The sequence below is a fragment of the Bacillus sp. TH50 genome (genome assembly GCF_016650565.1).
GTDB classification, from domain to species: domain Bacteria; phylum Bacillota; class Bacilli; order Bacillales; family Bacillaceae_G; genus Bacillus_A; species Bacillus_A mycoides.
In genome coordinates this window covers 1568348-1584359 of record NZ_JAEKFM010000003.1, presented here as the reverse complement: position 1 = coordinate 1584359, position 16012 = coordinate 1568348, and the positions used below count along the sequence as shown (strand labels likewise).

Sequence of the window (16012 nt, the reverse complement as noted above, 5' to 3'; positions counted from 1 at the left end):
AAAACCTCTCAGCTAAGGAGAGGTTTTTTTACAACCAGCTCCTTATCTGTCAGCGTAACGCTGCGAGAATTAGCACCGTGTCTACAATTGTAGATCGGTTGCCGGGTTTCGTCGGGCTCGTCCCTCCACCTGCTCTTGATAAGAAGTATTTAGAAATGTTTAAATTTTTAAGATAACTGAATTTTGTCAGATATTTTTTATGTTGTCAATGACTTTTTGAAAAAATTTAATTTATCAATTCGATTAATTGCTTCTCGTAATCTATCTTCTGTATGCAAGAGACCAACACGGACATACCCTTCGCCGTGCTCACCAAATCCAACACCAGGAGCAACTGCAACGTGTGCTTTTTCTAGTAAAATGTCAGAAAATTGCTCAGATGTATATCCTTTTGGAACAGGAAGCCATGCAAAGAATGATCCTGTTGGAATGTTTACTTTCCAACCAATTGAGTGACAAGCTGAAATAAGAGCATTTCTCCGAGATTCATAACTATTAACAAGATCTACCACACAAGACTGCGAGCCTAATAGTGCTTCGCGGGCAGCATCTTGAACTGCACCAAAAATACTAACATACATATGATCTTGCAATAGGTTAATAGTTTCGATGACACTTTCATTTCCTACTGCAAAAGCAATACGCCATCCAGCCATATTGAAAGTTTTCGATAAAGTGTAAATCTCAATACCTGTATCTTTAGCGCCGTCTGCTTGCAAGAAACTAACAGGCTTTTGACCATCGAATCCGATAGCACCGTAAGCAAAATCGTGAACAACTAATATATTATGTTTATTAGCAAAATGAATGGTTTCATCAAAAAAATCTTTTGATGCAGTAGCACCGGTGGGGTTATTTGGATAGTTTAAAAACATTAACTTTGTTCGCTCCGCAACAGAGTCATCAATTTTTGTATAATCCGGTAAAAAATTATTTTCTGCAATAAGCGGCATTGTTTCAAATTGTGCTTTTGCTAAAGCAACTCCTGATAAATAATCTGGATAGCCTGGATCTGGAACGAGAATAGTGTCACCAGGGTTTGTAAAACAAACTGGTAATTCTACTAATCCAGCCTTTCCGCCAAACAAAATAGCAACTTCAGTTTTTGGATTTACTACTACATCATATTCACGTTGATAGAATGTTGCCACGGCTTCTTTTAAGCTTTCGTGTCCGCGAAATGGCGGATATTTATGATGAATGGTCTTTTCAGCAGCATCTTGTAAAGCTTTAACGATATGCTGCGGTGTTGGTTGATCTGGATTACCTTGACCTAGATTAATAACATCGTGACCAGCTGCAACGACTTTGTTAACTTTTGCAACAAGTGAAGCGAAAAATTGTGTTGGCAATGATGTTACTATCTCAGAAGGTTGAAATAATTTCATACTTTCCACCTCTTTTGAAAGTTGTTACAATTCTAGTGACAAATGATATAATCTTTCCAGTATTTTGTAAAGAAAAAAATGAGAATGGGGCTGAAAAAATGAAAGTCGCATGTATTCAAATGGATATTGTCTTTGGAGATGTAGAAAAAAATATTGAGAACGCTAAAAAAAAAATAAGTGAAGCGATGAAAGAAAGACCAGATGTTATCGTCTTACCAGAACTATGGACAACAGGATATGATTTAACGAGACTTTCTGAAATTGCAGATACGGATGGATTAGAAACGAAAGAAAAGTTGAAAGAATGGTCGAAGCAATATGGTGTACATATTGTTGGTGGTTCCATAGCAAAGCAAACAGAGCAAGGGGTTACAAATACAATGTATGTTGTAAACAATGAAGGGAATCTAGTCAATGAATATAGTAAAGTACATTTATTTCAGCTGATGGATGAACATAAATATTTAGTTGCTGGTAATGAGACAGGTGAATTTAAGTTAGATGATGTAGAGTGTGCTGGTACAATTTGTTATGATATTCGTTTTCCAGAGTGGATGCGCGTTCATACTGCTAAAGGTGCAAAAGTTTTATTTGTTGTAGCAGAATGGCCATTAGTACGTTTAGCACATTGGCGTTTGCTTTTACAGGCGAGAGCAGTTGAAAATCAGTGTTATGTTGTTGCGTGCAATAGAGCAGGAAAGGATCCGAATAATGAGTTTGCAGGTCATTCTCTAATTGTGGATCCTTGGGGTGAAGTTGTGGTAGAGGCAAATGAAGAGGAATCAATTTTATTTGGAGAACTTAAATTCGAGAAAATTAAAGAGGTACGTAAAGGAATTCCGGTTTTTGCAGATCGTCGTCCAGAATTATACAAATAAAATGTTGACAAGTGATTTTTATTCTTGGTATAGTCTTCATCATAAAGTTAAAAATTCTAAAAATTATAAAACTCTTATCAAGAGCAGGTGGAGGGATTTGGCCCGATGAAGCCCAGCAACCGACCGTAATACCATTGTGAAATGGGGCGTTTATGACGCCAAAAGGCACGGTGCTAATTCCAGCAGAAAGTAAACTTTCTGGCAGATAAGAGGGGAGAAGATAAACTTCAAACCTCTTTCTTTGTGGAAAGGGGTTTTTCTATTTTAGAAAAACCTCTGAATGAAAAGGAGGAGAAGACGATGGGATATTATTCATTAACTGAAACAACAGCTATACAATATGCGAAAGAACACGGTTATTTTGAAAAGAAAGCAAATGTAGTTTGTCATGAAATTGGAGATGGAAATTTAAATTACGTGTTCAAATTAGATGATGGAGAGAAGTCTATTATAATAAAACAAGCACTGCCATATGCGAAAGTAGTTGGTGAGAGCTGGCCACTGTCTATAAAAAGAGCGACGATTGAAAGTAAAGCATTACAAATTTTTGCGAAGTATGTGCCAGATTATGTTCCAGTAGTGTACAGTCATGATGAAGAGTTAGCAGTTACAGTAATAGAAGACTTATCAAGACTAACAATTACAAGAAAAGGATTAATAGATGGAGAAGGATATCCACTTTTATCCCAGCATATCGGTCGTTTTCTAGCACATGTTTTGTTTTATACTTCAGATTTCGGTTTACAGTCAGAAGAGAAAAGGGTACTAGAAGGTACATTTGTAAATCCAGACCTTAGTAAAATTACAGAAGATTTAGTTTTTACGGATCCATTTGGACATTATGATACGAATGATTATGAGTCAGATTTACAGTCAGTGATTGATGAACTTTGGAGTGACAAAACTTTAAAACTAAAAGTAGCACAATATAAATATAAGTTTTTAACGAGAAAAGAAGCGCTTATTCATGGTGATTTACATACTGGTAGTATTTTTTCATCACCTTCTGAAACGAAAGTGATCGATCCAGAATTTGCAACGTACGGTCCATTTGGATTTGATATCGGTCAATTTATTGCAAATCTATTATTAAATGCTTTATCTAGAGAAGAAGAAAAGAGAAGTGTACTATTTTTCCATATAGAAAAGACATGGAGTTATTTTGTAGAAAACTTTACGAAGTTATGGATTGGTGAAGGTGTAGAAGCATATACGAAAGAAAAACAATGGTTACCAATTATTTTGCAAAATATCTTTACTGATGCCGTCGGATTTGCCGGATGTGAACTGATTCGTAGAACAATTGGCTTAGCTCATGTAGCGGATTTAGATGGGATAGCAAATAAAGAAAATAGAATTCAAGCTAAAAAACAAGCGTTATCCTTAGGTAGAGAACTAATAAAATATGAAGCCAAGTGTGCTGATATTCAACTGTTTCGAACATTATTTCAACAGACAGTTGGAGGCGTAAAAGCATGAGTACAATTATTACTATTCCGAGATCTGTAAGTTGGAAAGGTGATGCAATTGCAGTATTAAATCAAACAAAGTTGCCGCATGTCACTGAATACAAAACATTAACGAATATTGAAGATGTATGGAAAAGTATCATTATGTTAGAAGTACGAGGAGCGCCTGCAATTGGAATTGTAGCTGCGTTTGGTTTGGCGCTTGCGGCAAAGAAATACGATGCTATAAATATCTATGAGTTTCAGAAGAAGTTTAATAGAGATTGTAACTATTTAGGAACATCACGCCCGACAGCAGTCAATTTATTTTGGGCAATTGATCGTATGAGAGAATCTATTCGAGAGATTACTACAATAAAAGAAGCTCAAAAAATATTAGAAGAAGAAGCGCTTCATATTCAGCAAGAGGATGAAATGGTGTGCCGAAGTATTGGAGAACATGCTTTAACATGTTTTAAAGACGGTGATAAAATTTTAACAATTTGTAACGCTGGAAGTATTGCAACTGCTAGATATGGAACAGCATTAGCCCCATTTTATATTGGGAAAGAGAAGGGTGTGCGTTTACATGCGTATGCGTGTGAAACGAGGCCGGTTTTACAAGGTGGTCGTTTAACGACATGGGAATTGAAACAAGCAGACATTGATGTAACGCTTATTACGGATAATACTGCAGCACATGCAATTCGAACGAAAGAAATTAATGCGATTATCGTAGGGGCAGATCGAATCGTTGAAAACGGTGATACTGCTAATAAAATAGGAACATTAAATTTAGCTATATTAGCAAAGTATTTCGGTATCCCATTTTACGTTGCAGCACCGTTATCTACATTTGATACTACGAAACAAACAGGCGCTGAAATTGTCATTGAAGAAAGAGATGAAACAGAAGTTACGAAAATTTTTGGGAAACAAGTGGCGCCACTTGGAACGCCTGTATTTAACCCCGCATTTGATGTAACACCGCATGAATTAATTACGGGGATTATTACTGAGAAAGGTATTTTACGTGGAGATTATAAGCAAGAAATTACATCATTATTTGAAAAAATAAGCTAACTGCTCAGTCGCTATATAAAAAAACGGTAGAAAAGCATGTTTTTAAATGGTCGAGAGGGACTGGCTATGTATAGGAGCTGTAAGTGCCTGTTCCTACCACGCGCAACGTTTTAAAACAAAGAAAGGTAGCAAGGTGTAGGACCATTTGTATCTTCATGGTAGCAATCTATATGCTGAAAAATGAAATGTATGGCTGAGTAGTTAAAAAACAAGCTAATAAAAAATAGCTTGTTTTTTATGCCTTAAGTCTTCGTTTCCTCTTATTTATGTAATGAAGGGAGGAGAGAAAGATGGAAGAGTGGATCGGGATGATAGGTAATGTGGGCTTTCCAATTGTTGTAACGCTATATTTACTCCATCGGATTGAAAGTAAATTAGACGGAGTGATTGTTGCAATTGAGAAACTCCCTAAACAATTACTAAAGTAGAAAGATCCTCGCGATAGAAAGTAAAATAAAGTTTGCTCGCGAAGAGCAAACTTTATTTTTTATCCCGCATTAATGGGCAGTAAAAGCCCGATTGGTGAAGGCTAATAATTAGTGGGGATGAACAAAACCCCCACTGATTAAAGTTTCACTTTATTGAGCAGTATAACCACCATCGATAACGACAGCTTGACCAGTTATACCTTTTGCTTTTTCACTCGCTAAAAACATAGCATAATCAGCAATTTCTTGTACTTGTAGCAAACGTTTCTGTGGTACAAGAGGATAAATGACATCTTCTAAAACATTTTCAAGTGGTACATTTCGCGTAGTTGCTAAGTCTTGTAGTTGATTTCGTACAAGAGGGGTATCAACATATCCGGGACAAAGAGCATTTACAGTAATTCCATGAGTTGCTCCCTCTAAAGCAGCAACTTTTGTTAATCCAATTACACCATGTTTGGCACTATTATAGGCAGCTTTTCCAGCGAATCCAACAAGTCCGTTAATCGAAGCAACATTAATAATACGACCATATTTTTGCTTTTTCATAATCGGAAAGGCATGTTTGATGGCGATAAATGGAGCGATTTGCATAATTTTAATAAGAAGCTCGAATTTATCAGTTGGAAAATCTTCAATCGGTGAAACATGTTGCATTCCTGCGTTGTTAATTAATACATCTAATGAGCCGAAGTGAGTAACTGTTTGAGAAATTGCTGCTGTAATTTCTTCTTCAGATGTAACGTCACATTTTAAACCAATGGCTTGATAGCCTTCTTTTTGCAATTGTTCAGCAGCTTCTTTTGCACGATCTTCAAGGCGATCACTAATGACAACTTTCGCACCTTCTTTTGCGAAAGCACTTCCCATTTCATAACCAATACCGCTCGCAGCACCTGTTAAAAAGACAACTCGATTTGTAACCATGATGAAAAACACTCCTTCATAATAAAAGTTCTCTTATTGCTCTATTTAGAGAGGTGATAATAAAATTCCTGCAAACATTTGGAGAAATATTGCTAGCTATCTTGTTTTGCAAAGTAGCGTTTGCTATACTATTTTGTAAAGTAAACGCTACTTACGATTATCTATCTTGTAAAACAAGATAGTGGGAGGATTTGAAATATGTCGACAAGTCAAATGCTGAAAGGGATTTTAGAAGGATGCTTACTTGCTATTATTTCTGAAGGTGAAATATACGGTTATGAAATGAGTGAAAGATTAGCGAAGTATGGTTTCACAATGGCGAGTGAGGGAAGTATTTATCCGTTATTAATACGAATGCAAAAGGAAGGATTAATAACAAGTGTAATGAAGGAATCTCCATCTGGTCCAAAGCGAAAATATTATACATTAACAGAAAAAGGCGAGGAAGCACTGGATGAATTTATGGATCGCTGGGAAGCGATGCAAAGTAGTGTAGAGCGTCTACTTGAAGGGAAGGGGAGAAAAAAATAATGTTATCAAATGAAGCGCGAAATTTTTTATTAGATATGAGATTATTTTTAACTGCAAAGAGTGTGAAGGAAAGCGATATTGAAAGCTTTTTAGAAGATGCAGAGTTGCATTTAATAGAAGGTGAGGGTGAAGGGAAAAGTGTAGAAGATATTTTCGGAAGTTCACCGAAAGAATACGCGAATGAACTTGTAAAAGTGATGGAAAGGGATAGAAAGGAAAATTGGAAGTAAATTGGTTTTACGGTAATGAATATCGTATCGTTTTGGTTTATTGCTTCTATCTTAATAGTGAATAACGGAATTCTACAGATTTCACTTATTCAGTGCATTGGCTATAGCTTTACATTGATCGTAGCTGTAATGGGTCCCAATTTTCTGCTTCGTAAAATGACCTTTGTAACAAGCTTTACAAAAACGTGGTTTTCCATGTGGTTTTTAGTCATGATTGCACCAATGTTTTTATTAGGAGCAGTTACGATATTAGATGTGATATATCCTACAACGATGTTTACGTTGACTCTAGTCCAAAGTTATATATTAGCTGGAGGGATCTTTATCCTCACGGTAGCTATAAATATATATTTTGAAGGATGGTTTAAAAATTTATATTTAATTATTCCGCTTTCTATTATGTTAGTTTTTAAAACGTTCACATCGGAAGATCTCGTGCCAATGTTATTTCAAATTATATGTTTATACGGAAGTTTGTTTATTTTAATCTTCCTTGAAATTATGATGAAGGCGAATAGAAGAGAAACGGTTAATTAAGGGAGGGATTCTAATGCAAGTTTCTAAAGAAGGGGAAAAGTTTTTAATCGATACGAAAGTGTATTTAATTACGAAGGGAATTAAAGAAGAAGATGTAGATGCTTTTCTAGAGGATGCAGAGCTACATTTAATAGAAGGTGAGAAAAAAGGAAAGACGGTAAGTGATATATTTGGTGATTCGCCAAAAGAATATGCAGAAGAATTAGCGAATGAGATGGAGAAGGGTAAAGGCGGGAGTATAAAGACTATTTTAGGAATGATAATTGGGATAGGTGGATATTGGTTACTTACAAATATTTTATTTGAAAGTCCGAATCATGAATTTACATTAACGAATGTACAATTGATTGGGTACCCAATTGTTTTAATGATAACTATTGTGGCTATTATTTTTGCTTTTAAGATGTCATCATTTAAAAGCAAAATAAAAGAATTTAGCATTATTTATGTAGCAGCTTTGCTACCAATTTTATTACTAGTATTATTAATGTTTATGAATAAATGGTATGGGACACCTGTATTGCAATTAACTACTATGCAAAGTTATATACTAGCTGGAATTGTCTTATTGGTGTTGTTAATTGGCGAAGCTTTTATACTTGGATGGATTGGAATATTAGCTGTTATCGTACCGCTATTAATTATGTTTGTATTTAAAGAATTAGGGAAGCAAAACCCATATTGGGGAATACTAGAGCCTTTACTTCTGTACGGAAGTTTGTATGTATTAATGCGATGGTCTTTGAAAAATGAGGAGAAAAAAACTGTAAGCTAGCTTTATATTAATAGTGCACGAACTGAATTTTTTATTAAGGGGGGAACAAATATGCAAAGTATATTTCTAGGTATATTGTCTATTATATTTTTAGGTTTAACGATTTTTGGGCTATATACTACCTTTTTGAAAAAGGTACATGATGACTATTTCGATACTTTATTAGATGACACATCGGGTTATGTTTTGTTCTTCGGTTTAATAGGAAAAGGGCTGCTCTGGATATGCAAAAAAGTATTTCCAAAGAAATATTATATAGGGATTTTTAGAGGGATTACGTTTATCTTTAGTTGTATTTTTTTATTTCTAGCAGCCGGTATTTGGTTTGTTGATTGGAATATATTGTTGTAAACAGTAACAATATCGTTACTGTTTTTTTCTTTGTAATAAAGAACTTTGTAAGGAGAGTTCCTTTTGTTCGTTTGTTAATAAGGAATGAATATGGACGTTTTCAGGGCGAGGGACTATAGGATACATAAGATTTGTTGGAGAAGGGTGGTGCTCCGATCCAGTTGGAGAGTGGGGATCTGCGTGCGTAAGTTTTCCATGAATTCGTCTTGTAAATAAAATATGACCAATTTCGTGAGCGAGGGTGTATATATTTTTCATTGGAGCAGCTGAGTTTGTTAAAACGATGTAACCAGTAAGTTGCTGTTGTTTCGCTAGAGAGTAAGCGCAAGCGATTACTGCGGTTTCTTTGAAATAATCACTGCCAATATAACAAATATAAAGGTCACATTCAGGAGCTTCGTTAACACAAGTTTGAAAAAAAGATGATAATTTTTCCTGACTTTGAATGGAGTTTTTATAACTAATTTCCCGATTAGAAAAACGGAAAAGCTCGTTTAGTACGATTACTTCTTTAATTTTAAATGTAATGGGATGCCAAATTGATTCTGCAACTGCTAAATCTTTTGCAATACGGTCGTCAGAAATATCGGCGCCTGGAGTAATGCAAACACATATATTAACGTATGAATTCATAAGGAACACCTCAAATGAAAAAATTCTTTCTATAATATATGTGGGGGAAAGGTCCTATGTATGGATAAACGCCTTGTTTATTACACGAATATATAGACTATAAGTCGAAAAAATTTCATAGTTCTATAACGTAGTATGGTCTGCTTTTTGATATAGTAAAGAAAAGGGGGAGAATATATGTATACATTAAAAATCGTTTCAGACAGAGAAGCTCTGTATCAATTTGCGAGCTATGTAAGAGTTGTGCAAGGGGTTGAAGATGTATATGTAGAGGTGGGAGAACCTTTATATGAACATCCATTAATGAAGTTTTATGTACATATTACAATTGAAGAAACATATGATCAGCATAAAGCATTGCAAGAAATAGCTAGGTTAGTAGAATTAGGGCGTTTTACATATGTCCATTATCATAATGAGGAAATTGAAGAAGCTTTTGAAGTTGTAAAATACGAAAGCTTTAAGAAATAAAGTGAAACTTTAATCAGTGGGGGTTTTGTTTATCCCCCACTGATTATTAGCCCTCACCAATAGGGCTTTTATGGGCAGCCCGATCCCCACCTAACTTCTTTACTTTCGCTGAATTTTGAGGTAGGGGTCTTACCGCCCGCAAATAGCAGGATAACGGTAAAAAAAGGAAGTGGAAGCTTCCTTTTTTATTGAAAATTACAGCAACAAAAGAAAGAGAATTTTGTTATGATAAGGAAGGGTGAGGAAAGGGGAGTTTACATATTGGGGTATATTGAAGAGTTACGCAAAGTAGTTGGTACGAGACCACTTATTTTAGTAGGATCAGCAATTATTATATTAAATGATAATCAAGAAGTATTGCTTCAATATCGTTCAGATACATATGATTGGGGCGTACCTGGTGGGGCAATGGAACTGGGAGAAACGACAGAAGAAACTGCTCGTAGAGAATTATTCGAGGAGACGGGACTAAACGCGAAAATCATGCAATTTCTTGGCGTTCTTTCAGGAAAGGAAGTTTATTTCCGTTATCCAAATGGAGATGAAATTTTTAATGTGATTCATCTGTATCAGGCACATCATGTAAGCGGAGAATTAAAGCTCGATCATGAAGGGTTAGAACTTCAATATTTTCCAGTAGATAAGTTACCAAAATTGAATGAAACGACAGAGAAGATATTACAAAAATTCTTATACGCATTGACAGAATAGAAGGTTAATTCCTTCTATTTTTATTATATTAAATATTTTGATTTTTTGGTATGTTTATAGTATGATAATTTTAGACATACAACTTATGGAATTTCACCTACAAATTTACTAGGGTACATAAGAGAGGGGCAAGTACAAAATGCATAATGTTGTCATTACAGCTGCAGTTCGTTCACCAATTGGAACTTTCGGAGGAGCACTAAAAAATATAACACCAGTAGAATTAGCTGTTCCTGTACTTCAGGAAGCTGTAAAAAGAGGCGGAGTAGAGCCACATGAAGTTGATGAAGTAATTTTAGGTCATTGTATTCAAAGAACTGATGAAGCAAATACGGCAAGAACAGCTGCATTAGCGGCAGGATTTCCTGACACAGTTACTGGTTATACAATTCAACGTCAATGTTCTTCAGGTATGCAAGCGATTATGTCTGCTGCAATGCAAATCCAATTAGGTGTAAGTGATATTGTTGTTGCAGGTGGAGTAGAAGCAATGAGTTCGAGCCCTTATGCATTAAAACAACACCGCTGGGGACAACGTCTACAGCACGGAGAAATTCGTGATACGGTGTGGGAAGTTTTAGAAGATCCGATTCACCATATTATGATGGGTGAAACAGCGGAAAATTTAGTTGAACAATATGAAATTACAAGAGAGGAACAAGATGAAGTTGCGCTTCGTAGTCATACATTAGCGTTGCAAGCGATGGAGTCTGGATACTTTGACGATCAAATTGTTCCTATTACAATAAAAGAACGTAGAAAAGAAGTTGTATTTGCGAAGGATGAACATCCACGTGCAGATATTACAGCGGAAAAATTAGCAGGATTAAAACCAGCTTTCCGTAAAGACGGATCAGTAACTGCAGGGAATTCATCTGGTCTTAATGACGGAAGTGCAGTTCTAGTATTAATGAGCGAAGAAAAAGCAAAAGAAAAGGGCTTACAACCGTTAGCTCGAATTGTTGGATACTCAGTAGCGGGTGTAGATCCGAAAATTATGGGTATTGGACCAGCACCAGCAATTCGTAAAGGATTAGAAAAAGTAGATTGGTCATTAGAAGATGCAGATTTACTTGAAATTAATGAAGCTTTCGCTGCACAATATTTAGCTGTAGAGAAAGAGTTAGGGTTAGACCGTGAGAAAGTGAATGTAAACGGTAGTGGTGTAGGACTTGGACATCCAATTGGTTGTACAGGAGCTCGTATTACGGTAAGTTTAATTCACGAATTAAAAAGACGTGGATTAGAGAAAGGTATTGCCTCTCTATGCGTTGGAGGCGGTATTGGAGTAGCTTTATTTATAGAAGCATTATAAAAAAGAGGCAGCGATTGCTGCCTCTTTTTTTCAGGCTGTGGAGAAAGCCTTCTCCACAGCCTATTTTTGTGTCTGAACCTCTTTTTATGTGTCAACACTGATAAAAAAGAGGAAAAGGAGAGATTTCTTATGATGGGTGCTTTAAAAAATCATCGCGACGAGCGTGTATCTGTTTCTGTAGAAGAATTGGTTCCACAAGATCATTTCCTTCGTGCGATTGAAGCGACAATTAGTTTTGATTTTATTGAGGAGAAGTTACGCCCTTATTATTGTGAAAACAATGGCCGTCCGTCAATCCATCCTATCGTTTTATTTAAGATGATGTTTATTGGATATTTTTATGGTATTCGTTCTGAGCGTCAATTGGAAAAGGAGATTAAAACGAACATTGCCTACCGTTGGTTTTTAGGGTTCTCTCTATCAGATACAATTCCAGATCATTCTACAATCAGTTGGAATCGCCGTACTCGTTTCGTTCATACAAATATTTTCGAAGAAATTTTTGATGAGATTGTGAGACAAGCGACGGAGCGCCGTATGGTAGGAGGACGTGCGTTGATGACAGATTCCACACACATTAAGGCCAATGCCAATAAAAATAAATTTGTACATAAATATAAAAAAGAAAAGGCAAAGTTCTATATAGATGAACTAGAAGCTGCGGTAATCGAAGATCGTGAGGCGCACGGAAAAAAGAATTAAAACCTAGAAAGGAAAGTGATACCCCTACTAAAAAAACTCGGATAAGTACAACGGATCCAGATAGTGGATTTTTAATGAGAGATGGAAAACCGAACGGTTTTCATTTTTTAGATCATCGTACGACTGATGCGAAGTACAATATTATTACAGATACCTATATAACGGCTGGAAATATGGCAGATTCCGAGCCGTATTTAGCACGTCTACAAGCTCAAGTTGATAAATTCGGGTTTGAAGTGGAAGCTGTAGCTCTTGATGCAGGCTATTTTACAGGATATATCTGTAAGAAGTTATCAGAAAGAAATATATTTATGGTGATGGGGTATCGCCGATTTGGAAAGAGAAATAAAGAAGTACCGAAAAGCCAATTTAAATATGTAGAAGAAATGAATGCATTTGCTTGTCCGATGGGATGTATTTTAGAATATGCGACAACGGATCGCGAAGGATATCGTCAATATAAATCGAATCCAGAAGACTGCGCTGTTTGTCCGCTACGTGAGGTATGCTTTTCAAAGAAACAAAAACAAAAAGTTATCACCCATCATATATGGGAGAAATATAAAGATATCGCTAGAAAAAACAAACTAACAGCTACAGGGAAAAAGTTGTATAAAGTACGATGTTCAACTATAGAGCGAAGCTTTGCGGATGCAAAAGAACTACATGGCTATCGATATGCTCGGTTTCGAGGGCTGAAATCTGTCCAAATGCAGGCTTACCTCACCGCCGCTTGTCAAAACATGAAAAAAATAGCCCTCCATCTAACCAAAAAGGGGTTGGTGGAGGGCTATTTTTCTAAATTCTACTATTTTTTGTTGTTTTCTTTCGCTAAAATCAAAAAAGATTCCAGAGTGTTGGGAACCCTAAAGGGTTTCCCAACACTCTGAAAAAAGAGGCAGCGATTGCTGCCTCTTTTTTTATGACTCAAATAAGTGATGAAATAATCGATCGCGATTTTCAAAGAAAAGTTTCGTCGTTTGGTAATGCTCCGTTTCTTCTAATGTCGATTCGTGAATCCCTTCTTGAGTTAAAGAGTATATAGTAGATTCAGGATAAGCCATTAAAATGGGAGAATGCGTCGCGATAACAAATTGTGAACCTTGTTCAGCTAGTTCGTGCATGCGAATGAGCATTGAAAGTTGTCTCATTGGGGATAAAGCTGCCTCAGGCTCATCTAAAATGTATAAACCTTGTCCTGAAAAACGATTCATAAATAATGAGAAGAAGGATTCGCCGTGTGATTGTTCGTGAAGTGAAACGCCGCCATAAGATTTTATAGCATCTATTTCATCGATATAAGAAGCAACGTTATAAAATGATTCAGCGCGAAGAAAGAAACCGTCTTTTGGTGTATTGAAACTTTTTGAAATTCGAATGTATTCATGTAAAGATGAATGTGAATCGTACGTGTTAAAACGGAAGTTCTTCGTTCCACCTTCTGCATTAAAACCTAAAGCAACTGCAATCGCTTCGAGTAATGTTGATTTCCCCGTTCCGTTTTCTCCAATAATGAATGTTACATTCGGATGGAAAAGGAGTGATTGTAATGTTCGTATAGCCGGTAAGCAGTATGGATATGCGGAAAAGCTAGGGATATTTTCTTTTTGTAATGTGACACTTTTTAAAAAGGGTACGTCAATCAATATATAAACCTCAATTCATAACGGATTTTGATTCTAAAAAAGCAGCAAATACAAGTGTAATACAACTTGCTAGTAATATTGTATATTGAAGTGCGCCAAAACCGAGACCTTCCCAGCCGAAAGTCATTCTCTTCCATATAAAAATGAAAAGAACGCTCATAAAGCCAAAGAGAGCAGGCATATATTTTATAATTTTCAAGTGCTTCCATAGAAAGAAGCCAATGTATGTACTTAAAAAAAGGTAGACAGAACAAGAAAAAATACAAGTGTTAACGACACGTGAACTCCTCCTATTTTCTGAATATTTTATGTGGATTATAACACGTAAACTATCATATTCCAATGTGAAAATAAATATTGCATCAAGATTAATTCTCTCGTTATGATAGATGATATTCTATTAGAAATATGAAGAGGAGTATTAATATGCCGTTTACATTTGCACATCCAGCAGCTGTTCTCCCTTTTGCTAAGAAACATTCTAGTTATATTTCGGTGACGTCTCTTATATTAGGTAGTATGGCACCTGATTTTGAATATTTTTTATATTTTAGGCCATACGGTATTATTGGCCATACATGGGCTGGTTTCTTCTATTTGAATTTACCACTCGTTTTTTTATTAGCATATGCATATCATCGTATTTTAAAAGGACCATTTATAACACATTTACCTAAGCCTTTTGCTAGTTACTATAAATATGTAGTAGGTGAGAAGTGGGGGCTTTATACTTGGAAAGATTTTTTTGTATTTTGCTATTCTGCTTTATTCGGTATGGTGACGCATGTCGTTTGGGATGCTTTTACCCATAAGACAGGCTATTTTGTTATGAAAATACCGCTGTTACAGCAAGAAGTATATAGTATTCCAATTTATAAATTTTTACAGCATGGGAGTACGTGTTTTGGTCTACTATTACTAATATATGTGCTATGGAAATATAGAAGGGAAACTGATCAAGATACTAGTTTAACTTCGGAAAAAAAGAAATATTGGGCTTCATCTATCGTTGTGGCGGCCATTATATTTATCGTGCACGCGTTATTAGACCCCTATTTTCATATTTTCCAAATAGGAGGTATAATAGTATCTGGACTGACAAGTTCGTTTTGTGGACTTCTTATTGTTTCTATAGTTTACAAATCAAGGGACTAATATATTTTAATGAATGATAGTGTTAGGAGAAATTAAATCATGAAAGCATGGAAAAGTATTTTTGTTTTATGTAGTTTTCTTCTTATGTTAAGTGGTTGCTTCCATCAAGAAGAAAAGAAGGCAGAACCTAAAAAGAAAGAATCTATTCCAGAAACAAAAGAGTATGGTGGGCGTGAGCTTAAAAAAGTAGGACAAAAAGTGAAAGAAAAAGGGTGGGGGACATTTGAATTAGAACAGATGCATTCTGTGAATCAGACATTTGAAGTAGCCCCAATGAAAATTCACGTACAAGACGTTAAAGTTATCTCATTATCACAAATGAGCAAAGATGCAAAAAATACATTGAAAGTGTATACTGCATTAACTCCTGAAGAAGTAAAGCGTAGATTGGGAGATAAAGTGAGTCAAGAAGACGCTGAATTATATGCATCGTTAAGTGGAACAGAGATTAGCGATACGATTCGGTATGTTGAAATTACATATAAGGTAGAGAATAGTGGAAATAAGAACATGCAATTCTTCTCTATGAATGATGTTATTATTAATGACAAACAGCATTTTAATGTAGCGACTCAAAACTTTTTATATGAAGAAGACACACTTGTAGGCACAAAGAGTGTATCAAGGGAAGATTATAAACCTGGTGAGACACGAGAAGGAATTATCGGTTTAATACTCGATGATGGAAAAGAGAAGGTAAAGGATATTAAGTTTACGACAGATGATTTAGCAGTGGGAGATACTCATGAAGCTGTTAAAGAGCCACAAACTTTCAATATCTCATTTTCTAAGTAAGGTGTGTA

The 16012-nt window shown here is 35.7% G+C and carries 17 protein-coding genes, 2 pseudogenes and 2 riboswitches; of the genes and pseudogenes, 14 read left to right on the top strand and 5 right to left on the bottom strand.

What is annotated here, in order from left to right:
* Positions 1–39: 39 nt before the first annotated feature.
* Positions 40–145: riboswitch (SAM riboswitch) on the bottom strand.
* Between the two features lie 52 nt (positions 146–197).
* Positions 198–1388, bottom strand: coding sequence for a pyridoxal phosphate-dependent aminotransferase (locus tag JFU23_RS08090; protein ID WP_201031718.1), 1191 nt, complete (start codon positions 1386–1388; stop codon positions 198–200).
* Between the two features lie 14 nt (positions 1389–1402).
* On the opposite strand from JFU23_RS08090, the gene JFU23_RS08085 reads away from it, so the two are divergent.
* The 4 genes from JFU23_RS08085 (at position 1403) to JFU23_RS08070 (ending at position 5225) form a co-directional block, all read left to right on the top strand.
* Positions 1403–2266 carry a carbon-nitrogen family hydrolase gene (locus tag JFU23_RS08085; protein WP_002131202.1) on the top strand — a complete coding sequence of 288 codons (864 nt, stop codon included), beginning with the start codon at positions 1403–1405 and terminating at the stop codon, positions 2264–2266.
* 71 nt (positions 2267–2337) lie between these two features.
* Positions 2338–2478: riboswitch (SAM riboswitch) on the top strand.
* 88 nt (positions 2479–2566) lie between these two features.
* A complete protein-coding gene (mtnK, locus tag JFU23_RS08080) occupies positions 2567–3745 on the top strand; it encodes an S-methyl-5-thioribose kinase (RefSeq protein ID WP_002190558.1) in 1179 nt (392 codons plus the stop codon).
* Complete coding sequence (gene mtnA, locus JFU23_RS08075; RefSeq protein WP_201031717.1) at positions 3742–4797, top strand: S-methyl-5-thioribose-1-phosphate isomerase; 1056 nt, start codon at positions 3742–3744, stop codon at positions 4795–4797. Before mtnK ends, mtnA begins: the two co-directional genes overlap by 4 nt.
* Positions 4798–5087: 290 nt before the next feature.
* Entirely contained in the window at positions 5088–5225 is a 138-nt protein-coding gene (locus JFU23_RS08070; protein WP_002014881.1) for a YvrJ family protein, read from the top strand.
* Positions 5226–5375: 150 nt separating this feature from the next.
* On the opposite strand, the gene JFU23_RS08065 is transcribed toward JFU23_RS08070, so the two are convergent.
* The gene (locus JFU23_RS08065; protein WP_085312272.1) at positions 5376–6152 is read right to left on the bottom strand and encodes a 3-hydroxybutyrate dehydrogenase; all 777 of its coding nucleotides are present in this window, start codon (positions 6150–6152) and stop codon (positions 5376–5378) included.
* 198 nt (positions 6153–6350) lie between these two features.
* Here JFU23_RS08065 and JFU23_RS08060 point away from each other — a divergent pair, with 198 nt between their 5' ends.
* The 4 genes and pseudogenes from JFU23_RS08060 (at position 6351) to JFU23_RS08045 (ending at position 8576) form a co-directional block, all read left to right on the top strand.
* Positions 6351–6683 carry a PadR family transcriptional regulator gene (locus JFU23_RS08060; RefSeq protein ID WP_002014879.1) on the top strand — a complete coding sequence of 111 codons (333 nt, stop codon included), beginning with the start codon at positions 6351–6353 and terminating at the stop codon, positions 6681–6683.
* A pseudogene (locus JFU23_RS08055) lies at positions 6683–7450 on the top strand (DUF1129 domain-containing protein). The gene JFU23_RS08060 and the pseudogene JFU23_RS08055 overlap by 1 nt, the downstream one beginning before the upstream one ends.
* Before the next feature lie 13 nt (positions 7451–7463).
* A complete protein-coding gene (locus JFU23_RS08050; protein WP_201031716.1) occupies positions 7464–8225 on the top strand; it encodes a DUF1129 domain-containing protein in 762 nt (253 codons plus the stop codon).
* 51 nt (positions 8226–8276) lie between these two features.
* Entirely contained in the window at positions 8277–8576 is a 300-nt protein-coding gene (locus JFU23_RS08045; RefSeq protein WP_201031715.1) for a DNA-binding protein, read from the top strand.
* A gap of 15 nt (positions 8577–8591) precedes the next feature.
* Here the strand turns inward: JFU23_RS08045 and JFU23_RS08040 are convergent, their stop codons facing one another.
* Positions 8592–9209 carry an ImmA/IrrE family metallo-endopeptidase gene (locus tag JFU23_RS08040; protein WP_085312271.1) on the bottom strand — a complete coding sequence of 206 codons (618 nt, stop codon included), beginning with the start codon at positions 9207–9209 and terminating at the stop codon, positions 8592–8594.
* Between the two features lie 177 nt (positions 9210–9386).
* Between JFU23_RS08040 and JFU23_RS08035 the strand changes: the two genes are divergently transcribed.
* The 4 genes from JFU23_RS08035 (at position 9387) to JFU23_RS08020 (ending at position 13298) form a co-directional block, all read left to right on the top strand.
* Positions 9387–9680, top strand: coding sequence for a DUF3928 family protein (locus tag JFU23_RS08035; RefSeq protein ID WP_002088390.1), 294 nt, complete (start codon positions 9387–9389; stop codon positions 9678–9680).
* 261 nt (positions 9681–9941) lie between these two features.
* Positions 9942–10391 carry an NUDIX hydrolase gene (locus tag JFU23_RS08030; protein WP_012261633.1) on the top strand — a complete coding sequence of 150 codons (450 nt, stop codon included), beginning with the start codon at positions 9942–9944 and terminating at the stop codon, positions 10389–10391.
* 139 nt (positions 10392–10530) lie between these two features.
* Entirely contained in the window at positions 10531–11706 is a 1176-nt protein-coding gene (locus JFU23_RS08025) for an acetyl-CoA C-acetyltransferase (protein ID WP_002128911.1), read from the top strand.
* Between the two features lie 129 nt (positions 11707–11835).
* A protein-coding gene (locus JFU23_RS08020; protein ID WP_374191743.1) for an IS1182 family transposase occupies positions 11836–13298 on the top strand; the annotation gives its coding sequence in 2 pieces (ribosomal slippage) (positions 11836–12397 and positions 12397–13298; 1464 coding nt in all).
* A 30-nt stretch (positions 13299–13328) separates the two neighbouring features.
* Here the strand turns inward: JFU23_RS08020 and JFU23_RS08015 are convergent.
* Together JFU23_RS08015 and JFU23_RS31050 are read right to left on the bottom strand one after the other, a co-directional pair.
* Entirely contained in the window at positions 13329–14054 is a 726-nt protein-coding gene (locus tag JFU23_RS08015) for an AAA family ATPase (RefSeq protein ID WP_061674451.1), read from the bottom strand.
* A 10-nt stretch (positions 14055–14064) separates the two neighbouring features.
* A pseudogene (locus JFU23_RS31050) lies at positions 14065–14333 on the bottom strand (hypothetical protein).
* A 147-nt stretch (positions 14334–14480) separates the two neighbouring features.
* Between JFU23_RS31050 and JFU23_RS08010 the strand changes: the two are divergent.
* Positions 14481–15209: a DUF4184 family protein gene (locus JFU23_RS08010; protein WP_201031714.1), complete on the top strand. Its 729-nt coding sequence runs from the start codon at positions 14481–14483 to the stop codon at positions 15207–15209.
* Between the two features lie 36 nt (positions 15210–15245).
* Positions 15246–16004 carry a hypothetical protein gene (locus tag JFU23_RS08005; RefSeq protein ID WP_033715007.1) on the top strand — a complete coding sequence of 253 codons (759 nt, stop codon included), beginning with the start codon at positions 15246–15248 and terminating at the stop codon, positions 16002–16004.
* Positions 16005–16012: the final 8 nt, after the last annotated feature.

Excerpts from the sequence above, each read along its gene's own strand:
- JFU23_RS08090 (WP_201031718.1), bottom strand. The coding sequence starts at position 1,388 with ATGAAATTATTTCAACCTTCTGAGATAGTAACATCATTGCCAACACAA.
- mtnK (WP_002190558.1), top strand. The coding sequence starts at position 2,567 with ATGGGATATTATTCATTAACTGAAACAACAGCTATACAATATGCGAAA.
- mtnA (WP_201031717.1), top strand. The coding sequence starts at position 3,742 with ATGAGTACAATTATTACTATTCCGAGATCTGTAAGTTGGAAAGGTGAT.
- JFU23_RS08070 (WP_002014881.1), top strand. The coding sequence starts at position 5,088 with ATGGAAGAGTGGATCGGGATGATAGGTAATGTGGGCTTTCCAATTGTT.
- JFU23_RS08065 (WP_085312272.1), bottom strand. The coding sequence starts at position 6,152 with ATGGTTACAAATCGAGTTGTCTTTTTAACAGGTGCTGCGAGCGGTATT.
- JFU23_RS08060 (WP_002014879.1), top strand. The coding sequence starts at position 6,351 with ATGTCGACAAGTCAAATGCTGAAAGGGATTTTAGAAGGATGCTTACTT.
- JFU23_RS08050 (WP_201031716.1), top strand. The coding sequence starts at position 7,464 with ATGCAAGTTTCTAAAGAAGGGGAAAAGTTTTTAATCGATACGAAAGTG.
- JFU23_RS08045 (WP_201031715.1), top strand. The coding sequence starts at position 8,277 with ATGCAAAGTATATTTCTAGGTATATTGTCTATTATATTTTTAGGTTTA.
- JFU23_RS08040 (WP_085312271.1), bottom strand. The coding sequence starts at position 9,209 with ATGAATTCATACGTTAATATATGTGTTTGCATTACTCCAGGCGCCGAT.
- JFU23_RS08035 (WP_002088390.1), top strand. The coding sequence starts at position 9,387 with ATGTATACATTAAAAATCGTTTCAGACAGAGAAGCTCTGTATCAATTT.
- JFU23_RS08025 (WP_002128911.1), top strand. The coding sequence starts at position 10,531 with ATGCATAATGTTGTCATTACAGCTGCAGTTCGTTCACCAATTGGAACT.
- JFU23_RS08010 (WP_201031714.1), top strand. The coding sequence starts at position 14,481 with ATGCCGTTTACATTTGCACATCCAGCAGCTGTTCTCCCTTTTGCTAAG.